A 22,401-nucleotide genomic window follows, 5' to 3' on the forward strand; every position below is an offset into this window, starting at 1 on the left:
TTGATGCAGTACATTACTCGAAAATTACCTGCAAAAAAAAATATTGCTTTAGTGGCACATGATCACTTAAAAGAAGCATTATTAAATTGGTGCAAAAAAAATCGACAAGAACTTTCGCATCACAACCTGTGTGGTACAGGAACAACCGGAACATTAATTAAGAAAGAAACGGGATTAACTATAACGCCTATGCTCAGTGGTCCAATGGGTGGGGATCAACAAATCGGAGCTTTAATTGCTGAAGGTAAAATTGATATTCTGATCTTTTTCTGGGATCCACTTAATGCTGTACCACATGATCCAGATGTAAAAGCTCTATTACGCTTATCAACAGTTTGGAATATTCCAGTAGCCACTAATCAAGCTACCGCTAACGCTTTAATACAATCCTCAATATTTACTCAAGAAGTGGAAATTGAAATTCCTGATTATCAAGGTTATTTAAACGAAAGAGTAAAATAGATGCCAATTACTTCACAAGTTCGCAAAACAGGTCGATACATATTATTGTTAGATAATTTGTTTATTGTGTTGGGATTTTATGTAGTATTTCCATTGGTCTCTACCCACTTTGTTAGTCAAGTTGGGTGGAGTGCGTTATTTGTTGGTTTTGCTTTAGGTTTTCGTCAATTTGTTCAGCAAGGATTTGGTTTGATTGGTGGGGCAATCGCAGATCGCTTTGGTGCTAAACCAATGATAATAACTGGTATGTTTTTGCGCTCAATTGGATTTATCTCAATGGCACTAGCAACAGAACATTGGTTATTATTAATATCTTGTTTACTTTCGGCATTGGGCGGTTTGCTATTTGATCCCCCTAGAATGGGATTAACTATCAAATTTACTCGTCCTCATGAACGAGGCAAGTTTATTTCTCTACTAATGATACAAGATAATGCAGGCGCAGTTATTGGCGCTCTTATCGGCGGCATTCTAATCGATTACGATTTTCAATTAGTGTGTTGGTGTGGTGCTTTTATCTTCTTCTTATGTGGTATTTTTAATCTGATGTACTTACCGGCCTATCATATCGCAATTGGTAAAGCTCCGATTATTAACGGCATGAAAATGGTTCTTAAAGATAGAAAATTTACTCATTATGTACTTACTTTAACAGGTTATTATGTGCTGTGGGTGCAAATCATGTTGATGTTACCTTTAACCATTACCAATGTGTCAGGTAGTCCAAGCTATGTAAAATGGATGTATGCTATCCAAGCAACAATATCGTTATGTTTGCTTTATCCTCTTGCTCGAATAAGTGAAAAATATTTTAGATTAGATCAACGCCTTAAATTTGGATTATTGTTGATGTCTTTTGCTTTTATTATTATTGGCTTTACATCACAATTATCGATTTTACTTTCTCTTATAGCGTTGTTTTATTTTGGGGCTATTATTGCTGAACCAGCTAGAGAAACATTAGCAACTGTTTTAACAAACCCTAAAGCTAAAGGTAGCTATATGGGATTTAGTCGGTTGGGATTGGCGTTGGGTGGTTTTATTGGTTATACCGGTGCTGGCTGGCTTTATGATGTGGCCATCCAAATCGGTTTACCGCATTTACCATGGGTAATCTTAACTTTAGTCGGTCTATTAACTTTAGGATATTTAGAATATTTATTCAAAAACGAGCCACCTATGACTAAAGTCAAGATGAGAAAGATTGGCTAATTTCGCCATTTTTAAATAAAATTGCTTCACCACTAGCTAATTTAGTCCATATTTCGTTCGAAGTTAACGGCATGGTTGAAATTATTGTTACAACATCATTTGGTGTCGTATGTTTTTGAAAATCTATCTCAACATCTTCGTCAATTAACTTGGCCTTTCCAAATGGTGCTTTTCGGGTGATCCAGTGTAGATTGGTTGAACAGTAAGCAAAGACATATTCACCATCAGACAGTAGCATATTAAAAATACCTAATTGGGTTAATTTAATAGCACACTCTCTAATATATTCAAAAAGTTCAATATTATTAGTTGGTTGCTGTGGGTATTTTTTATGTAATTCATTTATTAAATAGCAAAACGCATATTCACTATCAGTTAATCCAACTGGTTGAAATATTCCTGTATCTAATTTTTCATAATCAGTTAATTGTCCATTGTGTGCAAAAGTCCAATTTTTACCCCATAGTTCTCGAGTAAAAGGATGAGTGTTTTCAAGTGCAACACCACCGCGATTAGCTTGGCGAATATGAGCAATAACAGCAGTTGATTTTATTGGGTATTGTTGAACCAATTTAGCAATGGGTGAAAAACTACATGGTTGCGGATCTTTAAACGTTCGACATCCTTTACCTTCATAGAAGGTTATGCCCCAGCCATCTTTATGAGGACCTTTATCGCCCCCACGTTTGATTAAGCTGGTAAAACTAAAACAAATATCGGTCGGTACATTGGCACTCATACCCAATAATTCGCACATATTAAGCCATCTCTTTTTCAATAAGTAGAATTAAAATATGAATTACTTTGATATGGATTTCTTGTACACGATCTGCATAGCCAAAATGTGGTACACGAATATCAACATCAGCTAATCCATTCATTTTCCCACCATCTTTACCTGTCAGTGTGATAATTTTCATACCTTTTTGTTTAGCTGCTTCAATTGCTTTAAGTACATTAGCTGAATTCCCTGAAGTTGAAATGCCTAATAAAACATCACCTTTTTGTCCAACGCCTTCAACGTAACGAGAAAATATGTAATCAAAACCATAATCATTGCCCACGCACGAGATGTGACTAACATCAGATATGGCAATTGCTGGATATGAAGGACGATTATCACGGAAACGTCCGGTTAATTCTTCAGCAAAATGCATCGCATCACAATGCGATCCACCATTACCACATGAAAGTACTTTTCCATCTTGTTTAAATGAGTCTGCAATTAAAACGGCTGCTTGTTGGATTTTTTTTAAATTTTCATCGTTTGCAACGAAATTGCCCAATACGTCAATTGCCTGATTTAATTCATCACGAATGGTGTTAATGTACATTAATAATACCTCTTTAATAAAAAGCTTTTCCATAACCATTGTAATTCGTTAATAACAGCTTGCAAGTAATAACAATAAATTTTTTATAATATGTAAAATATTTCAATTGATTATAAGCACATAATAGAATAGTTATCTAAAAAAATAATTATTAATAAATGAAAAAAATAACCTTTGATAAATTAACTATTTTCATACAATAAATAGTCAATAACTATTTTAATTAAAGCTAGTATTAAAAAGATTAAATCCTCTTTTGCTAATAGGATAAGCCTTTAATTTGTGGTATAATTGCCTGATAATTTAATCTCTGAAAGAGATTATAAAATTGCATCTAGAATCAATCGGTAAGGAATGAATATGCAAACAATTAAAGGTAAAGTTGCTGCACCTGAAGCCAAAGTAGCGATTATCGTGGCGCGTTTTAACCAATTTATTAATGAAAGTTTAGTTAATGGTGCCGTAGATGCACTCACTCGTATCGGTGAAGTAGACGATAACAATATTACCGTTATTTGGGTACCGGGCGCTTATGAAATTCCTTTAGCAGCTAAAGTTGCTGCACAGTCAAAAAAATATGATGCAATTGTTGCATTGGGCACGGTTATCCGTGGTAGTACCGCTCATTTTGATTTTGTCGCTGGTGAATCAAGTTCAGGACTATTAAATGCGAGTTTAGACTTTTCGATACCAGTTGGTTTTGGTATTTTAACTACTGAAAGTATTGAACAGGCCATTGAGCGAGCTGGAACAAAAGCGGGCAATAAAGGTGCTGAAGCGGCACTAACCGCACTTGAAATGTTAAATGTGATTAAAACAATTAAGGAGTAATTTAGTGGCGTTAGTTAATCCTCGTCGTCGAGCAAGAGAGTGTGCAGTTCAAGCTATTTACTCTTGGCAAATTTCTAGAAATGATCTTGCTGATGTTGAGAGCAGCTTCATGGCTGAACAAGATATGAAAGGTGTCGACACCAAATATTTTAGAGAATTACTGCATGGTGTTGCTAAAAATACTGCAGAATTAGATGAGAAAATGACTCCTTATTTAACAGAAAGAACTGTTGATGAACTAGGTCAAGTTGAATTAGCCGTATTAAGAATTGCTCTATATGAATTAATGAAGCGACATGATGTCCCTTATAAAGTTGTTATCAATGAAGCTATCGATCTTACTAAAACCTTTGGCGCAGAAGATAGCCATAAATTTGTTAATGGTGTATTAGATAAAGTTGCACCAACCATTCGTACACGATAACTGCCTTTAATTGGGAATAATATGAACGATACTAGTGAAAAAAGTAAGCCCACTATTTTTTATGCTAAAAATAGCGAAGCAAGAGTGAAAAACCGTTCAGCCAAAGAACGTGGTGGTGATTATAAAAATAAACGTAATAATGATGGTTTTCAGTCTAATTCAAAAGCAAAACATGACCGGATCGAAACCTTTAAACCAAAAAAATTTAATAAAACGGTAAAACCAGCTAAAGCACAGTTTGATTTAGCAGATGAGCATGATTCCCCATGGCAAAAAAAAGTTCGAGATAATGAACAAGTACCTACATTCGGTTATGATGGCTATCGTCAAAAAAAGGAAGAGACATTAGTTTACAGCGAAAACAGTTGTAAAGCGGTATTTAAGCATCGACGTTTGGCTATTGTTAAATTATTTATTACCCAAGAAATGACTTATCAATTTAAAGAATTAATTAATTGGTTAGTCAAACAACGTCTTGGTTATGATGTTGTCTCAACAGAGCAAATTACTAAAATCACACAAACTCCTCATCATGGTGGTGTTTGTTTAATTGTTAAAAAACGTATTCCACTCACTTTGCTTGATTATTTAGATGAATATGATGATCAGGTTCAGGATTGCATTATTGCTGTTGATGATGTGAATAATCCGCATAACTTAGGTGGGTTAATGCGTAGTGCAGCTTTTTTTGGTGTTAATGGCGTAATTTTACGGCAAACAAACTTACTCGATAGTGGTGCCGCAATGCGTGTTGCTGAAGGTGGCATTGAAGCAATTGAATCTATTAAAAGTGATGATTTTATAGCATCTATTGATCTGTTAAAACAACATGGTTATCAAGTTATTGCGTTATTACCATGTCAATTAAAATCGATTTCATCAACAGAGTTATCACAACTCAAATTTACCAAGAAAATTGCCTTAGTTATATTTCAACAAATTAATAACAAATTAATTAACTGTGCTGATAACATTGTCCATTTGCAAGGCAATGATAATATGTCGGCTTTAAATATTTCTGTAGCAACAGGGATTGTGTTATCTGCTATAAAATATCAATCTTAATTGGTATGATTCTAACAATTGATGAATTTAATTGATGAAGTTAACACTTTTGTAATTTTATTATATTAAATAGCATCAATTGGTTAGAAAATGGTTGTTTTTTCTGTACATTAGTATCCAGTTTTGAAATTGATTGGTAATGATTATGTCATCTAAACATCGAGTTGGTTTAATTTTTGGTAAGTTCTATCCGTTACATAGTGGTCATATTTATCTTATTGAAAAAGCATTGACCCAAGTTGATGAACTGCATGTCATGTTGGGTTGTGAATCAATACGTGATAAACAACTGTTTGAAAAAAGTCGCCTGCCTAGACAGCCTCAAGTAAGTGATCGCTTCTCCTGGTTAAAAGAAACCTTTAAAGATAGACATAATATTCACATCCATATCTCTGATGAAGCTGGTATTAACTATTATCCCAATGGTTGGCAAGATTGGAGTGATAGTATAAAACGTATTTTATTGGAACATAAAATCGAACCTACTGTGGTATTTACTAGCGAATCACAAGATGTAAAACAGCATGAACGCTATTTTGGTTGCCCTGTGGTTATTGTTGATGCTGATCGTGATTTTGTTAATATTAGTGCGACACAAATTCGAGAAAAACCTTATCAAAACTGGTCTTATATTGCTAAGGTAGCGAAACCTTTTTTTGTTAAAAAAGTAGCGATTATAGGACATGATAAATTTAATGAATTGCCGGTACAATTAGCTAATATTTATAACACACAATATGTTTCAAATGGTTATATTAACTACATTAAACGAGAAATATCAACAACAGAAAATAAACGTTATTTAAGTGAAAATGATTATCTTAGGATAGCTATGTTGCAAGTAGAACGGATGTCCAAAGCTGTTGAAGATGCCAATAAATTAATCTTTACATCGATTGATTTTGATACATTGGCTAATTACTATAATCAAATTTTTGCTAAATCTAATGAAGTATTAAATGGTTTAAAAAATAGTTATCAGTTTGATTTGGTCATTCACGAAAATGACTTACCAGCAAACTCCACATCATTACAACATTTCGAAATTGTTTCTCAAATGGTTGAATCGTTATTAATTTAGTCCATCACATTTAGGTTAGCTTATGCTAAAATAAGCTAACTATTTATGATAGGTAAATTTTTATGTCTCAATCATCTTCACAGCAAAATGATGAAAATCAAGATAAAATTGATTTTGGTTATACTCAAGTTTTAAAGCAAGATAAAGTAAAACGGGTAGCAGAAGTTTTTCATTCTGTTGCTGATAAATATGATGTTATGAATGACCTTATGTCATTTGGTATTCATCGTATCTGGAAAAAAATCACTATTGAATATAGTAGTGTTCGTAAGGGTCAAAAAGTTTTGGATCTTGCCGGCGGTACTGGCGATTTGACGGCTAAATTCTCGCAAATTGTCGGTGATGATGGTTTAGTTGTATTAGCTGATATCAATGAATCTATGCTAAAAGTTGGTAGAGATAAGCTTCGAGACAAAGGTCTATTTAATAATATTGAATATGTACAAGCTAATGCAGAAGAACTGCCATTTGCTGATAACTATTTCGATTGTATTACTATCTCATTTGGTTTACGTAATGTCACCGATAAGCAAAAAGCATTGCAATCTATGTGGAGAGTATTAAAACCAGGTGGACGTTTATTAATACTTGAGTTTTCTAAACCACAATACCAGCTTTTAAATAAAGCTTATGACCTATACTCATTCACTATGTTACCGTTGATGGGCAAAATTGTCGCTAATGATGCTGATAGTTACCGGTATTTAGCTGAATCCATCAGAATGCACCCAGATCAAAAAACGTTGAAAAAAATGATGGAGGATGCTGGATTTGTCGATGTGAAATATCACAATATGACAGGTGGCATTGTAGCTTTACATACTGGTTTTAAATTTTAATGTGATAAAAAAGAATGACATTTCTTCGAATTTATAAAATATTAACGGTATTTCGAGCTTATCGATTAGATGAACTATTACCAAAACATCGAACCTCAACATGGTTTAAATTGTTGTTGATTAGTCTATTTTGGGTTAGATCTAAAGCAAAACAACAAGATGTTGGTGAAAGATTGCGTCTAGCCTTACAAGAGTTAGGTCCGGTTTGGATAAAGTTTGGACAAATGGTTTCAACAAGGCGAGATGTATTACCAAAACATCTCGCTGATGCATTAGCCAAACTGCAAGATCAAGTAGCTTCTTTTGATGGACAAATTGCCAGACAAATTATTGAATCAGCTCTTGGTTGTTCTATAGATGATTATTTTACTGATTTTGAGGAAAAACCATTAGCTTCAGCTTCCATTGCTCAAGTGCATACTGCAACTTTAAAAAGCAGCCACGCCCAAGTTGTGATTAAAGTCTTACGCCCGAATATTTTACCTATAATTAAATCCGATATTCGCTTGATGTATTGGGCTGCTAATCAATTTACTAAACGGATTAAATTTGGTGAAAAGTTACGTGCGGTTGAAATTGTTAGTAATTATGAAAATACACTTTTGAAAGAACTGGATCTACAAAAAGAAGCTTATAATACTGTCCGTTTACGAGATAATTTCATTAATAGTGATATTTTATATATTCCTTATGTTTATCAAGATCTTTGTCGAACAAATATTTTAGTAGAAGAACGAATATATGGTACACCAATAGCTAATATTGATGAACTTAAACGAAATAATGTCAATATGAAATTGCTCGCCGAACGTGGTGTTCAAGCTTTCTTTACACAGGTGTTTCGGGATAATTTTTTCCATGCTGATATGCATCCAGGTAATATCTTTGTTGATATTTCTGAACCGCAAAATCCCCGTTATATTGGCATAGACTGTGCAATTGTTGGTGTACTAACTGAAGATGATCAGCGTTATTTAGCTGAAAATTTTCTCGCCTTTTTCAATCAAGATTATCGACGAATTGCACAAATTTATATTGCTTCTGGTTGGGTGCCAGAAACAACGGATGCAATGGCATTAGAAATGGCTATGCGTAGTGTGTGTGAACCTGCATTTGCCAAACCATTAGGTGAAATTTCATTTTCTCAAATTTTATTAGCTTTATTTCAAGTTGCTCGTCAATTTGAAATGGATATTCAGCCGCAATTAACATTACTTGAAAAAACCTTATTTTATATAGAAGGATTAGGACGTCAGCTATACCCAGAACTCGACTTATGGCAAACAGCTAAGCCATTTCTGGAAAAATGGTATGAAGATAAGTACAGTGTTAAAACGTTATTCCAGCAAGTATGGACCTCGTTACCAGAGTGGAAAAACATCCTAGTTGATCTGCCAGTAAGATTAGGTGATCAGGCTCGTATGACTAAACAGATGCATAACCAATTAAAACAGATTAATCAAGAATTACAACGAAGCCAAAAACGCTATCGTTGGTCGTTGGCCATTCTTAGTCTAGTTTGTGTTTTATCTATTGTAACGCTGCTAGTACATTGAAATAGTTATTTTTGGGAATATCACCATTTAAGTGTATAATTTGACTACCTAACGCTATTGGAGATAGTTATCATATGCCTAGTTTGCCCAAACTACTGATATTTGTTGCTGTTATCGTACTATTATTCGGAACAAAAAAATTGCGTTCATTGGGCTCTGATCTTGGGGCTTCAATTAAAGGTTTTAAAAAAGCCATGAATGACGATGATGACAAAAAAGAGACTGATGATTCACAAAAAGTTGAACATCTTGACTCATCAGCTAATAACCACGCCGATAAAGAGTAACCCGTGTTCGATATTAGCTTTGGTCAGCTACTATTAGTATTAATTATTGGACTGGTTGTATTAGGACCGGAACGTTTACCTATTGCGATTAAAACTGTTGCCGGATGGATTAAAGTACTCCGTCGCATGTCAGCCACTGTCCAGTTAGAATTGAATAAAGAACTCAAACTGCAGGAATTACAAGATAGCTTAAAAAAAGCCGAACAAAGTGGTTTGAATTCTCTTACCCCAGAATTGCAAGCATCAATTGATGAATTAAAACGGGTAACCGAATCACTGCAAAATGAGATTAATTCAGTCAGTCAAATTGATACAACAATTCATTCAGATAAAGATAAATTATGACAGACGACGCAACCCAACCACTTATTGGACATCTGGTCGAACTTAGAACAAGACTTTTACGCTGTATCATTTGTATATTACTAGTATTAGCATGTTTGCTTTATTTCTCAAATGATATCTATCATATTGTTGCTAATCCGCTTATCAGTCAATTACCTAAAGGTAGCAGTATGATTGCCACCGATATTGCGGCACCTTTTTTTACACCAATTAAACTGACGGCCGTTGTTGCAATATTTATTTCTATTCCTTATCTTTTATATCAAGTTTGGGGATTTATTGCTCCGGCTCTATATCAACATGAAAAACGGCTGATTATGCCATTAATTATTTCTAGTACGGTACTTTTTTATATCGGTATTGCGTTTGCATATTTTGCTGTATTTCCTTTGGCATTTTATTTCTTTATCCATACAGCACCTGTTGATGTCGCGATAAATACTGATATTACAAAATATCTTGATTTTGTCATGACACTATTTATTGTATTTGGTTTTGCATTCGAAGTGCCTGTGGCGATTATTTTGCTTTGTTGGACTGGCGTTACTACTCCTAAAAATTTACGTAAAAAAAGACCTTATATTATTGTCGGTGTGTTTGCTGTAGCGATGTTTGTAACCCCACCGGATGTATTTTCTCAAATTTTATTAGCTGTACCTATCTGTTTATTATTTGAAATTGGGACATTTTTTGCCCGTTTCTATCAACCCAGAAAAAAAATCCAACCAGAAGATGAATCTGTTGGGAATTAATAATAAATTGATAAGTGATTTACTGAATAACAAGTAAAGGATATATAATCATAATGAAAACTTCACTTCCTGAGTTTAATCAAGCAAAAGTTCTGGTAGTTGGCGATATTATGTTAGATCGCTATTGGTATGGTGGTACTAACCGTATATCACCAGAAGCACCAGTACCAATTGTTAAAGTTGATGCTCTAGAAGAACGCGCTGGTGGTGCAGCCAATGTCGCTATGAATATAACCTCTTTAGGGGGGAGCGCAAGATTAATTGGTTTTACCGGTATTGATGAACCAGCCAAAGTGCTTGATGAACAACTGACTAAACGTAATGTCCATTGTGATTTTGTATCAGTCTCAACTCATCCAACAATTACCAAATTAAGAGTTTTATCTAGAAATCAACAACTCATTAGAATTGATTTTGAAGAAGGTTTTAATAATGTTGATCATACACCTATTTTAGAACGTATTGAAAGTGCACTTTCAACCTCTAAAGTATTAGTACTATCTGACTATGCCAAAGGTGCTTTAACCGCTGTACAAGCAATGGTTAAACAAGCTCAAAAAGCAAATGTCCCAATATTGGTTGATCCGAAAGGTACTGATTTTGAGCGTTACCGAGGGGTAACATTATTAACGCCAAATATGTCTGAATTTGAAGCAGTTGTTGGTGTTTGTAAAACAGAGCAAGAAATTATCGAAAAGGGCTATCAACTGATTAAACAATACGATTTCAAAGCACTGCTTGTCACTCGTAGTGAAAAAGGGATGACGTTAATACAGTTAGATAAACCTGTTTATCATCTACCTACGCAAGCCAAAGAGGTATTTGATGTTACTGGTGCTGGTGATACAGTAATAGCGACTTTAGCGGCTTCATTAGCCGCAGGACAATCTCTTGAAGAAAGCTGTTTTTTAGCTAATGCAGCGGCAGGTGTTGTGGTTGGTAAGTTAGGGACATCTACGGTATCTCAAGTTGAATTAAGTAACGCTATCCGTGCTCGTGCTGATGATGGTTTTGGAGTGATGACAGAAGACACACTAAAAGAAGAAATTCGCAAAGCGCGTCTTCGTGGTGAAAAAATTGTCATGACTAATGGTTGTTTTGATATTTTACATGCCGGGCATGTCTCTTATCTTGCCAATGCTCGTAAACTTGGCGATCGTTTGATTGTGGCGGTAAATAGCGATGCTTCGGTAAAACAGCTTAAAGGACCATCACGCCCAATCAATCCATTAATGCAAAGAATGATTGTTTTAGGTGCGCTTGATTCTGTTGATTGGGTTGTTCCTTTTGAGGAAGAAACACCGCAACGATTAATTGCTAGCATATTACCAGATGTACTAGTTAAAGGTGGCGATTATAAACCAGAAGATATCGCTGGTGGCAAAGAGGTTATTGAAGCTGGTGGTGAGGTTAAAGTACTGAATTTTGAAGATGGTTGTTCAACCACGAATATCATTGATAGGATTAAACAACAAGAATAATGTATTTCGGTAATTGGCTATTTAATTGGGTAGCCAATTACTCAAATATACAATAATTGGTGTTCAAATTTTTCATTATTTGATATTTGATATTTAATATTTAATTCACTCAAATAAATAGTTATTTGAGTTTTGAAAAAGAAAATTTTAAATAATTAATAAGGAATAGGATAATGAAAACAAAAGTGACTTTATTGTTAATGGGCTTTATGATTGTCGCTTGTCACCGAGTACCACAACACAAATATCGTTATGAAGCAAATATCAATGATCCTCAACTTGTTTTCACTACAGAAACTGATTATCCAACCTATTTTTCGTTAAATATTTATGATGGTAAAAGTAACACATGTTCTAATTATCAGAGTCTTGGCTATGTTTTTCGCCATAAAATTGTACCATTTAATATTTATCCTAAATATGTTCCTTCGGTAGAAGTGAAAACTCCTAGTAATCAAATCGTTACTGTTATTGGCAAATCAAGAGATGATAAATTCGTCTGTACAACAAAATATCAGCAGTTCACTCCAGAATTGGGGAAAATATATAGTATTCTTTACAAATTTGAAAATAATAAATGTTATCTTGAGATTAGCGAAAAATTGAATTCTAAACCGGTTAATTCTCAGGCTTTAAATAGATGTTTAGAGTAAGTCAGAAACTATTAAAAAAATCATTAATACGATTATATTAATGAATAAGGCCAATCAATAGTTAATAACTATCATTAAATTTCATATTTAATACTTTTTTTATTGTCCGCTTTGTGCAAAGCTATTAACCATTATTTGCTAATTTATTTAAAGGATTTTTTATGACTAAACACTATGACTATATTGCTATCGGTGGTGGTAGTGGTGGTATCGCCTCTATTAATCGTGCTGCATCATATGGTAAAAAATGTGCAATTATTGAAGCTAAGTTACTTGGTGGAACTTGCGTAAATGTTGGTTGTGTGCCGAAAAAAATCATGTGGTATGGTGCACAAATTGCTGAAGCAATTAACCATTATGGCCCTGATTATGGTTTTGATACCACTATTAATCATTTTGATTGGGATAAACTCATTGCAAGCCGAACAGCTTATATTGATCGTGTCCATCAATCTTATGATCGTGTATTAAATAATAATAATGTCGATGTGATCCATGGCTATGGCAAATTTGTTGATGCAAAAACGATTGAAGTTAATGGCGAACACTATAGTGCCGATCACATACTCATTGCTGTAGGTGGAAAGCCAACAATTCCAAATATACCAGGAGCGCAATATGGTATCACTTCTGATGGATTTTTTGAGTTAAAAGCACTCCCTAAACGAGTAGCTGTAGTTGGAGCTGGTTATATAGCTTGTGAAATTGCCAGCGTGTTACATTCACTTGGCGCAGAAACACATCAATTTGTTCGCCAAGGTACACCTTTACGTGCTTTCGATCCACTTATTGTGGAAACATTAATGGAAGTGATAACTAATGAAGGTCAGCATTTGCACACATTTGCAATTCCTTCTTCTGTTATTAAAAATGATGATGAATCATTAACGTTAACATTAGAAAATGGTGAGAGTTATACGGTTGATTGCTTAATATGGGCAATAGGTCGTGAACCAGCAACAAAAGAAATGAATTTATCTGCTGCCGGCATTAAAGTTGATAACAATGGATTTATTATTGTGGATGAGTTTCAAAATACTAATGTCTCTGGTATTTATTCGGTAGGGGATGATACAGGCGCTGCAGCATTAACCCCTGTTGCGGTGGCTGCCGGTCGCCGTTTATCGGAACGACTATTTAACAATAAACCAAATGAACATTTAGATTATTCTAATATTCCAACGGTAGTGTTTACTCACCCACCGATTGGTACAGTTGGTTTAAGTGAACCGCAAGCTATATTGCAATATGGTCCAGAAAACGTCAAAGTTTATAAATCTACTTTTACTGCCATGTATACCGCAGTCACTTCGCATCGACAACCTTGCCGAATGAAATTAGTCTGTGTTGGTGAACAAGGAAAAATAGTTGGTATTCATGGTATTGGTTATGGTATGGACGAAATCTTACAAGGCTTTGCTGTAGCATTGAAAATGGGAGCAACCAAAAAAGACTTTGATAATACCGTTGCAATTCATCCAACAGCAGCGGAAGAATTTGTCACAATGCGCTAATATTTATCATTCATCTTACTTTTTAACGAAAACAGGGCTATGGCCCTGTTTTTTTTTATTAATAGTCTTTAATGATCCGAATTATTTTGCCAGCCATTTTGGGCTAATGAAGTAAAGCCAACTACAACAGCCAGTAAAGCAACAGCTGAAATATAAATACCTGCGCCAAGATAACTAAATTCACCTAATAAGTGATCTGGACTTAACAAATAAATAGTTAACGTTGGGGTAATTGCACTAAATAGTGCGTAGGCTAAATTATAAGAGAATGATAATCCAGAATAACGAATTGCCGGTGGAAACGTTCTAGTGCCGATAATTGGAGTCATGGCGATCGATCCAATAAATAGGCCAAATAGTGCCCAAATCGAATAAAGTTTTGTTAATGACATATCTGGCGCTAATGAACTGTAAAAATAGATACTTACTACAGCTAATCCGCCCCAAGTCAGGATTACTGTTTTAGCTGTACCTAATTTATCATCTAACCAACCAGCAATAACACAACCAATAGATAAGGTTAAAGCAGCAATACAACCACCGATACGCCAATCAAGATTTGCAAAATGGTACATACCACCAACAATGCGTCCAGGAGTAATTAAAATACCGACCATAATAGCGGTGGATAAAGACCAAGTTAATAATGCGACAATCAAACATGCCGTTTTATGTTTTTTTAATACGGTAACCACAGGTATACTTTTTTCTAAAGCTTTACGTGCAGCTAACTCTTTAAAAATTGGCGTTTCAGATAAAAATTTGCGTAAATATACTGAAATAACCCCAAAAATACCGCCAATAATAAAAGGAATACGCCATGCATAATCCAAAATATTTTGGTTAGTAAAATAGAGATCAATAATAATTGTGACGAAAAAGCCAAGTAAGATACCACCAGTAATGCCTGAGGTTAAAGTACCGACACCTAAACCATAACGTTGTTTTGGGGTATGTTCTGCGATAAATACCCATGCGCCAGGCATTTCACCACCGATAGCCGCACCTTGTAGCATCCGCATCAATAACAATAATAATGGTGCTACAATACCAATTGTTTCATAAGTAGGCAAAATACCAATGATAAAAGTAGGTAAAGCCATCATCGCCACACTTAAGGTAAACATTCTTTTACGACCAACTTTATCACCAAAGTGCGCCATAATAATGCCACCAACAGGGCGAACCAAGTAGCCGGCTGCAAAAATTCCCCACGCAAATAAATCTAACGTTAACGGCGATAATGTATGGGGTAAAAATAACGGTTTGACAATGGTATCAATATAGAGTGCATAGATAACAAAATCATAAAATTCTAATGTTCCTCCTAAAGAGGATAATATCAATGTTTTTAAATCTTTGCTGTTCAATGGACGTGCCAGTGGTTGCCATTCAGCATTAATCTCGGACTGACTCATGAAAAAACCTTATTGTTATAGTTAAACTAATATAGTCAATTAAGAAAATAATTATATATTGACTAAATCTTAATAGTGAATGGTCATTCTGCCATAAAAAATAGATTTTTTTTTAATCATAAAAAAATTTAATCAACAGTAATTATCTGCAGGTTAGATTTATAATCTAAATTTATGGATGATTTAAATAAACACTCAATTTATTTATCAAGTATAATAATCTCAAAATATTAAGTTAGAATAACTATGAAAAATAACCAACCAAAACGTTGTAGTTGGGTTAGCAATGACCCGTTATATATTGATTACCACGATAATGAATGGGGGCATCCACAATATGATAGTTTAAAACTATTTGAAAAAATCTGTCTTGAAGGTCAACAAGCAGGGTTATCGTGGATTACTGTTCTAAAAAAACGAGATGAATATCGTCGATGCTTTTTCAATTTTGAACCACAAAAAATTATCCAATTAACGGCGACTGATATAGAATCATTACTTGAAAATGAAGGCTTAATTCGTAATCGTCTAAAACTTAACAGCATTGTAAAAAATGCTCATGCTTACTTAGCAATGCAGAACAATAATGAGGATTTTTCTCAATTTATTTGGTCCTTTGTTAATGGTAAACCTATAATTAACCACTTTAATGACATAAGTGAAGTTCCAGTTAGCACCGAAATATCAGATAGAATGTCAAAAGCATTAAAAAAGAGAGGATTTTCTTTTGTTGGATCAACGATCTGTTATGCATTTATGCAATCGATGGGATTAGTTGATGACCATTTTGAAACTTGTTTTAAAAAATGAGAGGCATTAGATGATAATCATTAAATTAATTAGATGGTTACTGATATTAATACTATTTTATTTTATTATTTGTAATATTATTATTTTTATTTTTGCTCATCAAAAACCAGCAGCGAATGCTGATACTCTAGTGGTATTAGGTTCACAAGTCGTGGGCACTCCAGCACAAGCTCCTTTAACGTTACAAATTCGCTTGAATACTGCGATCAATTATTTACAAGCTAATCCCAATACAAAAGTGATTGTATGTGGGGGGCAGGGTAGTGATGAATCGGCGACTGAAGCTAGCGTGATGGCTGATTATTTAATCCAAAAAGGTATTGAACCTTCAAGGGTCTATTTAGAAGATAGATCAAGGCGAACAGCACAACAATTTGTGTATGCTAATCAAGTTTTGCCATTAGGAAAGACCGTTGTGGTAACTAATGATTTCCATATTTTACGTTCAATCATGTTAGCTAAACGATCCAATATTGGTGATATTTCAGGTTTGTCAGCACCATTAAGTTATAGTAATTTTGATAAATATATTGCCATGATAAGAGAACCATTAGCTTTACTTAACTCATGGCTATTTGATCATCCCTTAGATTATGTTGAAACTAAACTTGATAATTAATTAGTCTTATTGCTTCAGACTATTTCACTTTACAGATTTTTAATGGTTGTCGTGGTATGATTAACCATTGCTATTTAAATTAAAATTGATAAATATGAATACAGATACAATTGTTGCGCAAGCAACGCCACCCGGTCGTGGCGGTGTTGGAATATTGCGTGTTTCGGGCCCTAAAGCACAAGATGTTGCTAAAGCCGTTTTAGGTATTTTACCTAAGCCTCGCTATGCCCATTATTTACCTTTCTTAGCATCGGATGGGACAACCTTAGATGAAGGTATTGCTTTATTCTTTCCCAATCCACATTCATTTACTGGTGAAGATGTGCTTGAACTACAAGGGCATGGTGGTCCAGTTATTTTAGATCTATTATTAAAACGTATTTTAGATATTTCTGATGTGCGGATTGCAAGACCGGGCGAATTTTCAGAGCGAGCTTTTTTAAATGATAAATTGGATCTAGCCCAAGCCGAAGCGATTGCAGACTTAATTGACGCTAGCTCGGAGCAAGCAGCAAAATCAGCCTTATCTTCTTTACAAGGGGTATTTTCTAAAAAAATTAATACACTGGTTGAAGCATTAATTCATCTACGTATTTTTACTGAAGCGGCTATTGATTTTCCGGAGGAAGAGATAGACTTTTTATCTGATGGAAAAATAGAGGCAGAACTTGAGCAAGTTATACAACGATTAAACGAAGTCCGTCAAGAAGCTAAACAAGGTTCATTATTGCGTGAAGGCATGAAAGTCGTCATAGCGGGTAGACCTAACGCCGGTAAATCAAGTTTACTTAATGCATTAGCTGGACGAGATGCAGCTATCGTAACGGATATAGCTGGAACAACACGCGATGTTTTACGTGAACATATCCATATTGATGGAATGCCTTTACATATAATCGATACAGCCGGCTTACGTGAAGCTAGCGATGAAGTTGAACGTATTGGTATTGAGCGAGCATGGCAAGAAATTGATCAAGCCGATCGAGTGTTATTTATGGTCGACAGTACAACAACTAATGAGACAAATCCTGAAAAACTCTGGCCAGAATTTATTGAACGTTTACCGAAAAACATGCCAGTTACAGTTATTCGCAACAAAGCTGATTTAACTGGTGAACCATTAGGTTATAGTGAACAAAATGGCTATTGTCTTATTCAATTATCAGCAAGAACCGGTGAAGGTATTACATTATTACGTGATCATCTCAAACAAGTTATGGGCTTTACTAGTAGCACCGAAGGTGGTTTTTTGGCTCGTCGTCGACATCTACAAGCACTTGAGAAAGCAGCAGAGCATTTAAATAATGGTCAATATCAACTTACCACCTTCCATGCTGGCGAACTATTGGCGGAAGAACTAAGATTAGCTCAAGAAGCGCTAAGTGAAATTACTGGTGAATTTACTTCTGATGATTTATTAGGACGAATATTCAGTTCATTCTGTATTGGCAAATAAGTTTTATCTATAGATAACTAAATATTTTAAACAGATCTTTCTATTTCAAAACCCATATAATTTTTAAGTTATATGGGTTTATTTTTCAGAGTTGTAAAAATTGTTTTTTTAAAGGTGTTAATTAAAAAATAGGGATAGATGCGAAAAGATTTATCCCTAATTTAAAATGATAAAAAAGTTATGCTGACTTATTTATTTTTGCCGGCATTATTGGGTACTAAAATTAAAATTGAAATAAAACATAACAGACAAAAGCCAACATTAATCCACAGTCCAATTGCTGCTGCTGTCGCTATACTTTGCCCATTAGCAATAATTGCAGCATAAGTTGATGCCGAAATCGCCACACCGAATGCACCACCTAATGAACTTGCCATTTTATATATTCCTGATGCAACACCAACTTTATCTTCCGGAGCACTAGCTATTGCGGTATCAATTGATGGTGTGGCATAAAAGCCTAAGCCAAGACCCAATAAAATATAGCCGGCAAACACCGAAATAATATAAAACATATCAGGTAACAAAGTCAGCGTCATCAAGGCAATACCCGAACCTGTAATTAAAGGCCCGAGTAGCATTGGTTTTTTCGCTCCGACTTTTTGTAAGATCTTTTCACCTACTCGAATCATACATAAAACCGAAACTAAATAACCAATGGTCAATAATCCATTTTCGAAAGGGGTAAAGCCTCGTCCTTGTTGGGTATAAGTACTGGCAACAATTAATGTACCGGCAACAGAATTGAGCAGAAAGTTAGATAAGGTAGCACCACGATAAGGGACGTTTTTAAACAGTGAAAAATCTATAAATGCGCCATTCGCTTTGCGATTTTCAATAACAAAAAATAAAATCAGAAAAACCAAACAGATCATAGCGAGTGATAATGTCGTTACACTAGTCCAACCAAAAGTAGATCCTTTGGTGATGACAAGGTTTAACGTAACTAAAGTGATAACAAAAACGAATAGTCCAACATAATCAAATTTAGGCAAACTTGATGGATCGTCAATCTTAGTTTCTGGTGTCCCTTTCAATAACAGCATACCTAACACAGCACAGATGATTGAGATAATAAAAATCCATTGCCAACCTAAATAAGTGGCTATTGCCCCGCCGGCAAGTACACAAGTTCCTGAACCACCCCAAGAGCCAATTGACCAAAAACTCAATGCTCGTTGACGATCTTTACCTTGATAATAGGTTTTCACTAATGACAACGTCGATGGCATAATACAAGCAGCAGACAAACCTTGAATAATCCGACCAATGGTAAAAAGTACTTCACCTTGTGCTAAGATCAAACAAAGACAACCAATAATACTTAAAATAAAACCTAAATAGGTAAAACGAACACGGCCAAAGCGATCAGCTAATCCGCCAGCAACGACAATAAAACAACCTGAAAATAGAGCGGTTAAACTGACAGCTAGATTGAACGATGCAGGTGTAATACCGATACTATGTTGTACAGCCGGCCCGACATTGACAATAGACTGAGCAAAAAGCCAAAAAGTAATCACCCCTAATACAATGCCGAATGTTAACCGGTTATGACTTTTAAACTGCTCTATGGCTGAATTTTGAGCATTTAACATATTTAAATTTGACATAGCTGCACATTAATCCTTATCTGTTTAAATAGCTTTCAGTTAATGCCACCCAATATGATGCAGCGGTAACAATACAGTTATCATTAAAATCATATCCAGGATTATGCACACTACAAAAACCCGGTTCATCGCCATTACCTATAATCATATAGCAGCCATTGGGGTTACTTTCTAACATAAAAGCAAAATCTTCACTGCCCATAAAAGGATGACAATTATCATGCACGCGATCTTCACCAACTAATTTTTGGGCAACATCAAAGGCAAATTTTGTTGCATCCCTACCATTATGTAAAACCGGACTACCATTGACATGCTCAATTTCTACTGAGGCACCAAAACTTTCAGCTTGTGAAGTGGCAACTTCGCTAATACGCTTAAGTAGTAACGCTCGGGTATCATTATCCAGTGCTCTAACCGTTAGCTTCATTAGTGCATCGCTATTAACAACATTTGGCGCTTCACCTGATTGAATACAACCAATCGTGATAACTGCTTGCTCAAAGGGTGATACATTACGAGAAACAATACTTTGTAAGGCAGTGCCGATATAACAAGCAACAAGCGTGGCATCAATTCCTCGTTCTGGCATTGCGCCATGGGCACCTTTACCTTTAATATGGATATGGATCGTATCGGATGAAGCCATAAGTGCGCCGGCTTTGAAATAGAAATGACCTTCTTTAAAACCTGGCATGTTGTGGATACCGAAAATAACATCACAAGGAAATTGTTTGAATAAACCGTCGTCAACCATTACTTTACCACCATATAACAACTCTTCGGCTGGTTGAAAAATGACATGTAACGTGCCATTAAAGTGACGGGTTTCGGCAAGATATTTAGCTGCGCACAGTAAAATAGTCGTATGTCCATCATGACCACAACCATGGAATTTGCCATGGGTTTGGCTGCTCCACGGTTTTCCTGATCCTTCAATAATAGGTAGCGCATCCATGTCGGCTCTAATACCAATTTTTTTATCACTAGTGCCATTTTTTAAAACACCAACTACACCGGTTTTAGCTAAACCACGATGTACTTCATAGCCCCATTCAGCCAATTTACTTGCCACTAAATCGCTGGTTTTATGTTCTTCAAAACCTAATTCAGGATATTGATGAATTTGATGGCGAATATCAATAAACTCTTGCTCTGTTTTTCTAATCGTTTCCATAATATGCTGCATTTTAGGCTCCTAATTAACCTGAATATCGTTATGAAAAAAATAAAAAGAAGGGAACTATACATCTAAACTAAGATTAAAATTATGATTAAATTTAAAACCTGCAAACAACTTAATCAGTAAAACAGCTTAGATGAATAAATATACAATAACCGCTATTCTTATGAATGTCGATGATTTCTATAAGGTAATATTTGAAAATTGTTATGTTGAACTAGCATTGAGATATGATTTGATCGAAAGAATGAGCAAAGAATACGTTAAACTAATTATTTTATTATCGATTTTTAAAAGTAGTTTTAACTAACAGCGATGTTTTCATTAATTTAGTTAATTAATCTGAATGTCAGTAATGCTCTAATTAACTCTTTTTATACCATGGGCCGGAAATTATTTTTTCAATGATGCCGATTTAATTTAAATAACTTCTATAAATTGGCTTGGTACATTCTCCGTTAACCAAACGCCATTATCGGCTAAATAAAACTTAATACCTTGTTGATACATAGTTAAAGCACTAACTCTTAATACAACTGGTTTTCCATGACGTTTACCAACGGCTACCGCTGTTTTATTATCAATTGAAAGATGAACATAGTGACGTTCGCCTGCAATCAAACCTTGTTTAATGATTGAATCAAGAAAACGGGTTGCTGTACCATGATATAAATATTCAGGAGGGATTTTTTCTACATGTACTATATTTACTTGATTAGTCGAATGTCCTTGAGCTGCACGTATTTTTAAACCATCTTCGGACATAGTAAAGCGTTTTTTATCACTAGTTATAACGACTTGATTAATTAAATCTTGCGACAGTTGTTGACGGTGTTTATTCGCTTGCCGAATTAAAACATCTATTCCAACCCAACCATTACTATCTAATGTGATTCCTATCGATTCTGGTTTATGCCTTAAAACATAGCTTAAAAACTTACTAATGTTCTCTAAATCTTTACTCGTGCGCTTAATATTTGACTTCTTGCTCATGTGCTAAATATTTTTAATATCAAATCATAAGTTGGATTCTATCTTTTATTAAAAGGAATACAAGGTATATTGATAAAAATCTTAAATAGTAATAAAGAAATGATCTCTGTAGATTCCATAATTGAATATGAATCTAATTTCAGTTTTGTAGCTTTTGATGATCTTAATAATGCTACATAATACATTGCAGATAATTTAGACAAGATGGTTTTTTAAGTATTCTTTCTTATAATAAATTCCGGATATTCCTTCAACGGTTAAATTGGCATAGTAGATGTAATAGAATGTAAACTTATTTTCATAAAACTGAAGTTAAGCGTAATGGTTTATTAAATAATAATTACTATTATTTAATTCCAAAAAGGTAAAAAGGATTATTTTAAATAATAAATATCCTAGCTTCATCATCAATATATCCTCGTCATTTTACTGTTACTCATCTAACCATACTGTACTAAAAATAAACATTAAAT

Annotated in this window: 22 protein-coding genes and 1 pseudogene; 17 read left to right on the top strand and 6 right to left on the bottom strand. The window is 34.6% G+C overall.

From position 1 onward, the window contains the following. Nucleotides 1-3 precede the first annotated feature (3 nt). A complete protein-coding gene (locus B6C99_RS04085; protein ID WP_086358663.1) occupies nucleotides 4-462 on the top strand; it encodes a methylglyoxal synthase in 459 nt (152 codons plus the stop codon). After that, entirely contained in the window at nucleotides 463-1,674 is a 1,212-nt protein-coding gene (gene mdtH, locus B6C99_RS04090; RefSeq protein WP_086358664.1) for a multidrug efflux MFS transporter MdtH, read from the top strand. Here mdtH and B6C99_RS04095 read toward each other — a convergent pair. Together B6C99_RS04095 and lpcA are read right to left on the bottom strand one after the other, a co-directional pair. Beyond that, nucleotides 1,652-2,431 carry a class II glutamine amidotransferase gene (locus B6C99_RS04095; RefSeq protein WP_086358665.1) on the bottom strand — a complete coding sequence of 260 codons (780 nt, stop codon included), beginning with the start codon at nucleotides 2,429-2,431 and terminating at the stop codon, nucleotides 1,652-1,654. The genes mdtH and B6C99_RS04095 overlap by 23 nt on opposite strands. Before the next feature lies 1 nt (nucleotide 2,432). Next, nucleotides 2,433-3,008, bottom strand: coding sequence for a D-sedoheptulose 7-phosphate isomerase (gene lpcA / locus B6C99_RS04100; protein WP_086358666.1), 576 nt, complete (start codon nucleotides 3,006-3,008; stop codon nucleotides 2,433-2,435). A 360-nt stretch (nucleotides 3,009-3,368) separates the two neighbouring features. On the opposite strand from lpcA, the gene ribE reads away from it, so the two are divergent. The 12 genes and pseudogenes from ribE to gorA all read left to right on the top strand — a co-directional run bounded on the left by ribE (nucleotide 3,369) and on the right by gorA (nucleotide 13,836). Then, a complete protein-coding gene (ribE, locus tag B6C99_RS04105) occupies nucleotides 3,369-3,839 on the top strand; it encodes a 6,7-dimethyl-8-ribityllumazine synthase (RefSeq protein WP_065613982.1) in 471 nt (156 codons plus the stop codon). 4 nt (nucleotides 3,840-3,843) lie between these two features. Next, nucleotides 3,844-4,263, top strand: coding sequence for a transcription antitermination factor NusB (nusB, locus tag B6C99_RS04110; protein WP_065613984.1), 420 nt, complete (start codon nucleotides 3,844-3,846; stop codon nucleotides 4,261-4,263). Between the two features lie 21 nt (nucleotides 4,264-4,284). Further along, nucleotides 4,285-5,328: a TrmH family RNA methyltransferase gene (locus tag B6C99_RS04115; protein WP_086358667.1), complete on the top strand. Its 1,044-nt coding sequence runs from the start codon at nucleotides 4,285-4,287 to the stop codon at nucleotides 5,326-5,328. 145 nt (nucleotides 5,329-5,473) lie between these two features. After that, nucleotides 5,474-6,409: a multifunctional transcriptional regulator/nicotinamide-nucleotide adenylyltransferase/ribosylnicotinamide kinase NadR gene (gene nadR, locus B6C99_RS04120; RefSeq protein ID WP_158092436.1), complete on the top strand. Its 936-nt coding sequence runs from the start codon at nucleotides 5,474-5,476 to the stop codon at nucleotides 6,407-6,409. 62 nt (nucleotides 6,410-6,471) lie between these two features. Further along, nucleotides 6,472-7,248 (top strand): bifunctional demethylmenaquinone methyltransferase/2-methoxy-6-polyprenyl-1,4-benzoquinol methylase UbiE, encoded by a 777-nt coding sequence (gene ubiE / locus B6C99_RS04125; protein WP_086358669.1) that lies wholly within the window; start codon nucleotides 6,472-6,474, stop codon nucleotides 7,246-7,248. Nucleotides 7,249-7,262: 14 nt separating this feature from the next. Then, on the top strand, nucleotides 7,263-8,804 hold the full coding sequence (ubiB, locus tag B6C99_RS04130; protein ID WP_086358670.1) for a ubiquinone biosynthesis regulatory protein kinase UbiB: 1,542 nt from the start codon (nucleotides 7,263-7,265) through the stop codon (nucleotides 8,802-8,804). 74 nt (nucleotides 8,805-8,878) lie between these two features. Further along, nucleotides 8,879-9,091, top strand: a complete 213-nt coding sequence (gene tatA / locus B6C99_RS13520; RefSeq protein ID WP_086353849.1) for a twin-arginine translocase TatA/TatE family subunit — start codon at nucleotides 8,879-8,881, stop codon at nucleotides 9,089-9,091. A 3-nt stretch (nucleotides 9,092-9,094) separates the two neighbouring features. Further along, nucleotides 9,095-9,418 (top strand): annotated as a pseudogene (gene tatB / locus B6C99_RS04140) (Sec-independent protein translocase protein TatB); the annotation flags it as partial. A 14-nt stretch (nucleotides 9,419-9,432) separates the two neighbouring features. After that, the gene (gene tatC, locus B6C99_RS04145; RefSeq protein WP_086358672.1) at nucleotides 9,433-10,188 is read left to right on the top strand and encodes a twin-arginine translocase subunit TatC; all 756 of its coding nucleotides are present in this window, start codon (nucleotides 9,433-9,435) and stop codon (nucleotides 10,186-10,188) included. 53 nt (nucleotides 10,189-10,241) lie between these two features. Then, nucleotides 10,242-11,669 carry a bifunctional D-glycero-beta-D-manno-heptose-7-phosphate kinase/D-glycero-beta-D-manno-heptose 1-phosphate adenylyltransferase HldE gene (gene hldE, locus B6C99_RS04150; RefSeq protein ID WP_086358673.1) on the top strand — a complete coding sequence of 476 codons (1,428 nt, stop codon included), beginning with the start codon at nucleotides 10,242-10,244 and terminating at the stop codon, nucleotides 11,667-11,669. A gap of 173 nt (nucleotides 11,670-11,842) precedes the next feature. Then, nucleotides 11,843-12,322 (top strand): hypothetical protein, encoded by a 480-nt coding sequence (locus B6C99_RS04155; RefSeq protein ID WP_086358674.1) that lies wholly within the window; start codon nucleotides 11,843-11,845, stop codon nucleotides 12,320-12,322. Between the two features lie 161 nt (nucleotides 12,323-12,483). Further along, entirely contained in the window at nucleotides 12,484-13,836 is a 1,353-nt protein-coding gene (gene gorA / locus B6C99_RS04160) for a glutathione-disulfide reductase (RefSeq protein WP_086358675.1), read from the top strand. A gap of 68 nt (nucleotides 13,837-13,904) precedes the next feature. Here gorA and B6C99_RS04165 read toward each other — a convergent pair whose 3' ends face one another. Continuing rightward, entirely contained in the window at nucleotides 13,905-15,254 is a 1,350-nt protein-coding gene (locus tag B6C99_RS04165) for an MFS transporter (protein ID WP_086358676.1), read from the bottom strand. Between the two features lie 246 nt (nucleotides 15,255-15,500). On the opposite strand from B6C99_RS04165, the gene B6C99_RS04170 reads away from it, so the two are divergent. From B6C99_RS04170 to mnmE, 3 genes are all read left to right on the top strand, one after another. Beyond that, on the top strand, nucleotides 15,501-16,064 hold the full coding sequence (locus tag B6C99_RS04170) for a DNA-3-methyladenine glycosylase I (RefSeq protein ID WP_086358677.1): 564 nt from the start codon (nucleotides 15,501-15,503) through the stop codon (nucleotides 16,062-16,064). A 10-nt stretch (nucleotides 16,065-16,074) separates the two neighbouring features. Beyond that, nucleotides 16,075-16,683, top strand: coding sequence for a YdcF family protein (locus B6C99_RS04175; RefSeq protein WP_086358678.1), 609 nt, complete (start codon nucleotides 16,075-16,077; stop codon nucleotides 16,681-16,683). Between the two features lie 94 nt (nucleotides 16,684-16,777). Continuing rightward, a complete protein-coding gene (gene mnmE, locus B6C99_RS04180) occupies nucleotides 16,778-18,139 on the top strand; it encodes a tRNA uridine-5-carboxymethylaminomethyl(34) synthesis GTPase MnmE (RefSeq protein WP_086358679.1) in 1,362 nt (453 codons plus the stop codon). Between the two features lie 188 nt (nucleotides 18,140-18,327). Here mnmE and B6C99_RS04185 read toward each other — a convergent pair whose 3' ends face one another. The 3 genes from B6C99_RS04185 to B6C99_RS04195 form a co-directional block, all read right to left on the bottom strand. Continuing rightward, nucleotides 18,328-19,752 carry an MFS transporter gene (locus B6C99_RS04185; RefSeq protein ID WP_086358680.1) on the bottom strand — a complete coding sequence of 475 codons (1,425 nt, stop codon included), beginning with the start codon at nucleotides 19,750-19,752 and terminating at the stop codon, nucleotides 18,328-18,330. A gap of 16 nt (nucleotides 19,753-19,768) precedes the next feature. After that, nucleotides 19,769-20,941 carry a M20 aminoacylase family protein gene (locus tag B6C99_RS04190; protein ID WP_086358681.1) on the bottom strand — a complete coding sequence of 391 codons (1,173 nt, stop codon included), beginning with the start codon at nucleotides 20,939-20,941 and terminating at the stop codon, nucleotides 19,769-19,771. A 414-nt stretch (nucleotides 20,942-21,355) separates the two neighbouring features. Then, nucleotides 21,356-21,928 (bottom strand): RNA 2'-phosphotransferase, encoded by a 573-nt coding sequence (locus B6C99_RS04195; protein WP_086358682.1) that lies wholly within the window; start codon nucleotides 21,926-21,928, stop codon nucleotides 21,356-21,358. Nucleotides 21,929-22,401 lie beyond the last annotated feature (473 nt).

This window comes from Gilliamella sp. N-G2 (assembly GCF_002142215.1).
Lineage (GTDB): Bacteria > Pseudomonadota > Gammaproteobacteria > Enterobacterales > Orbaceae > Gilliamella.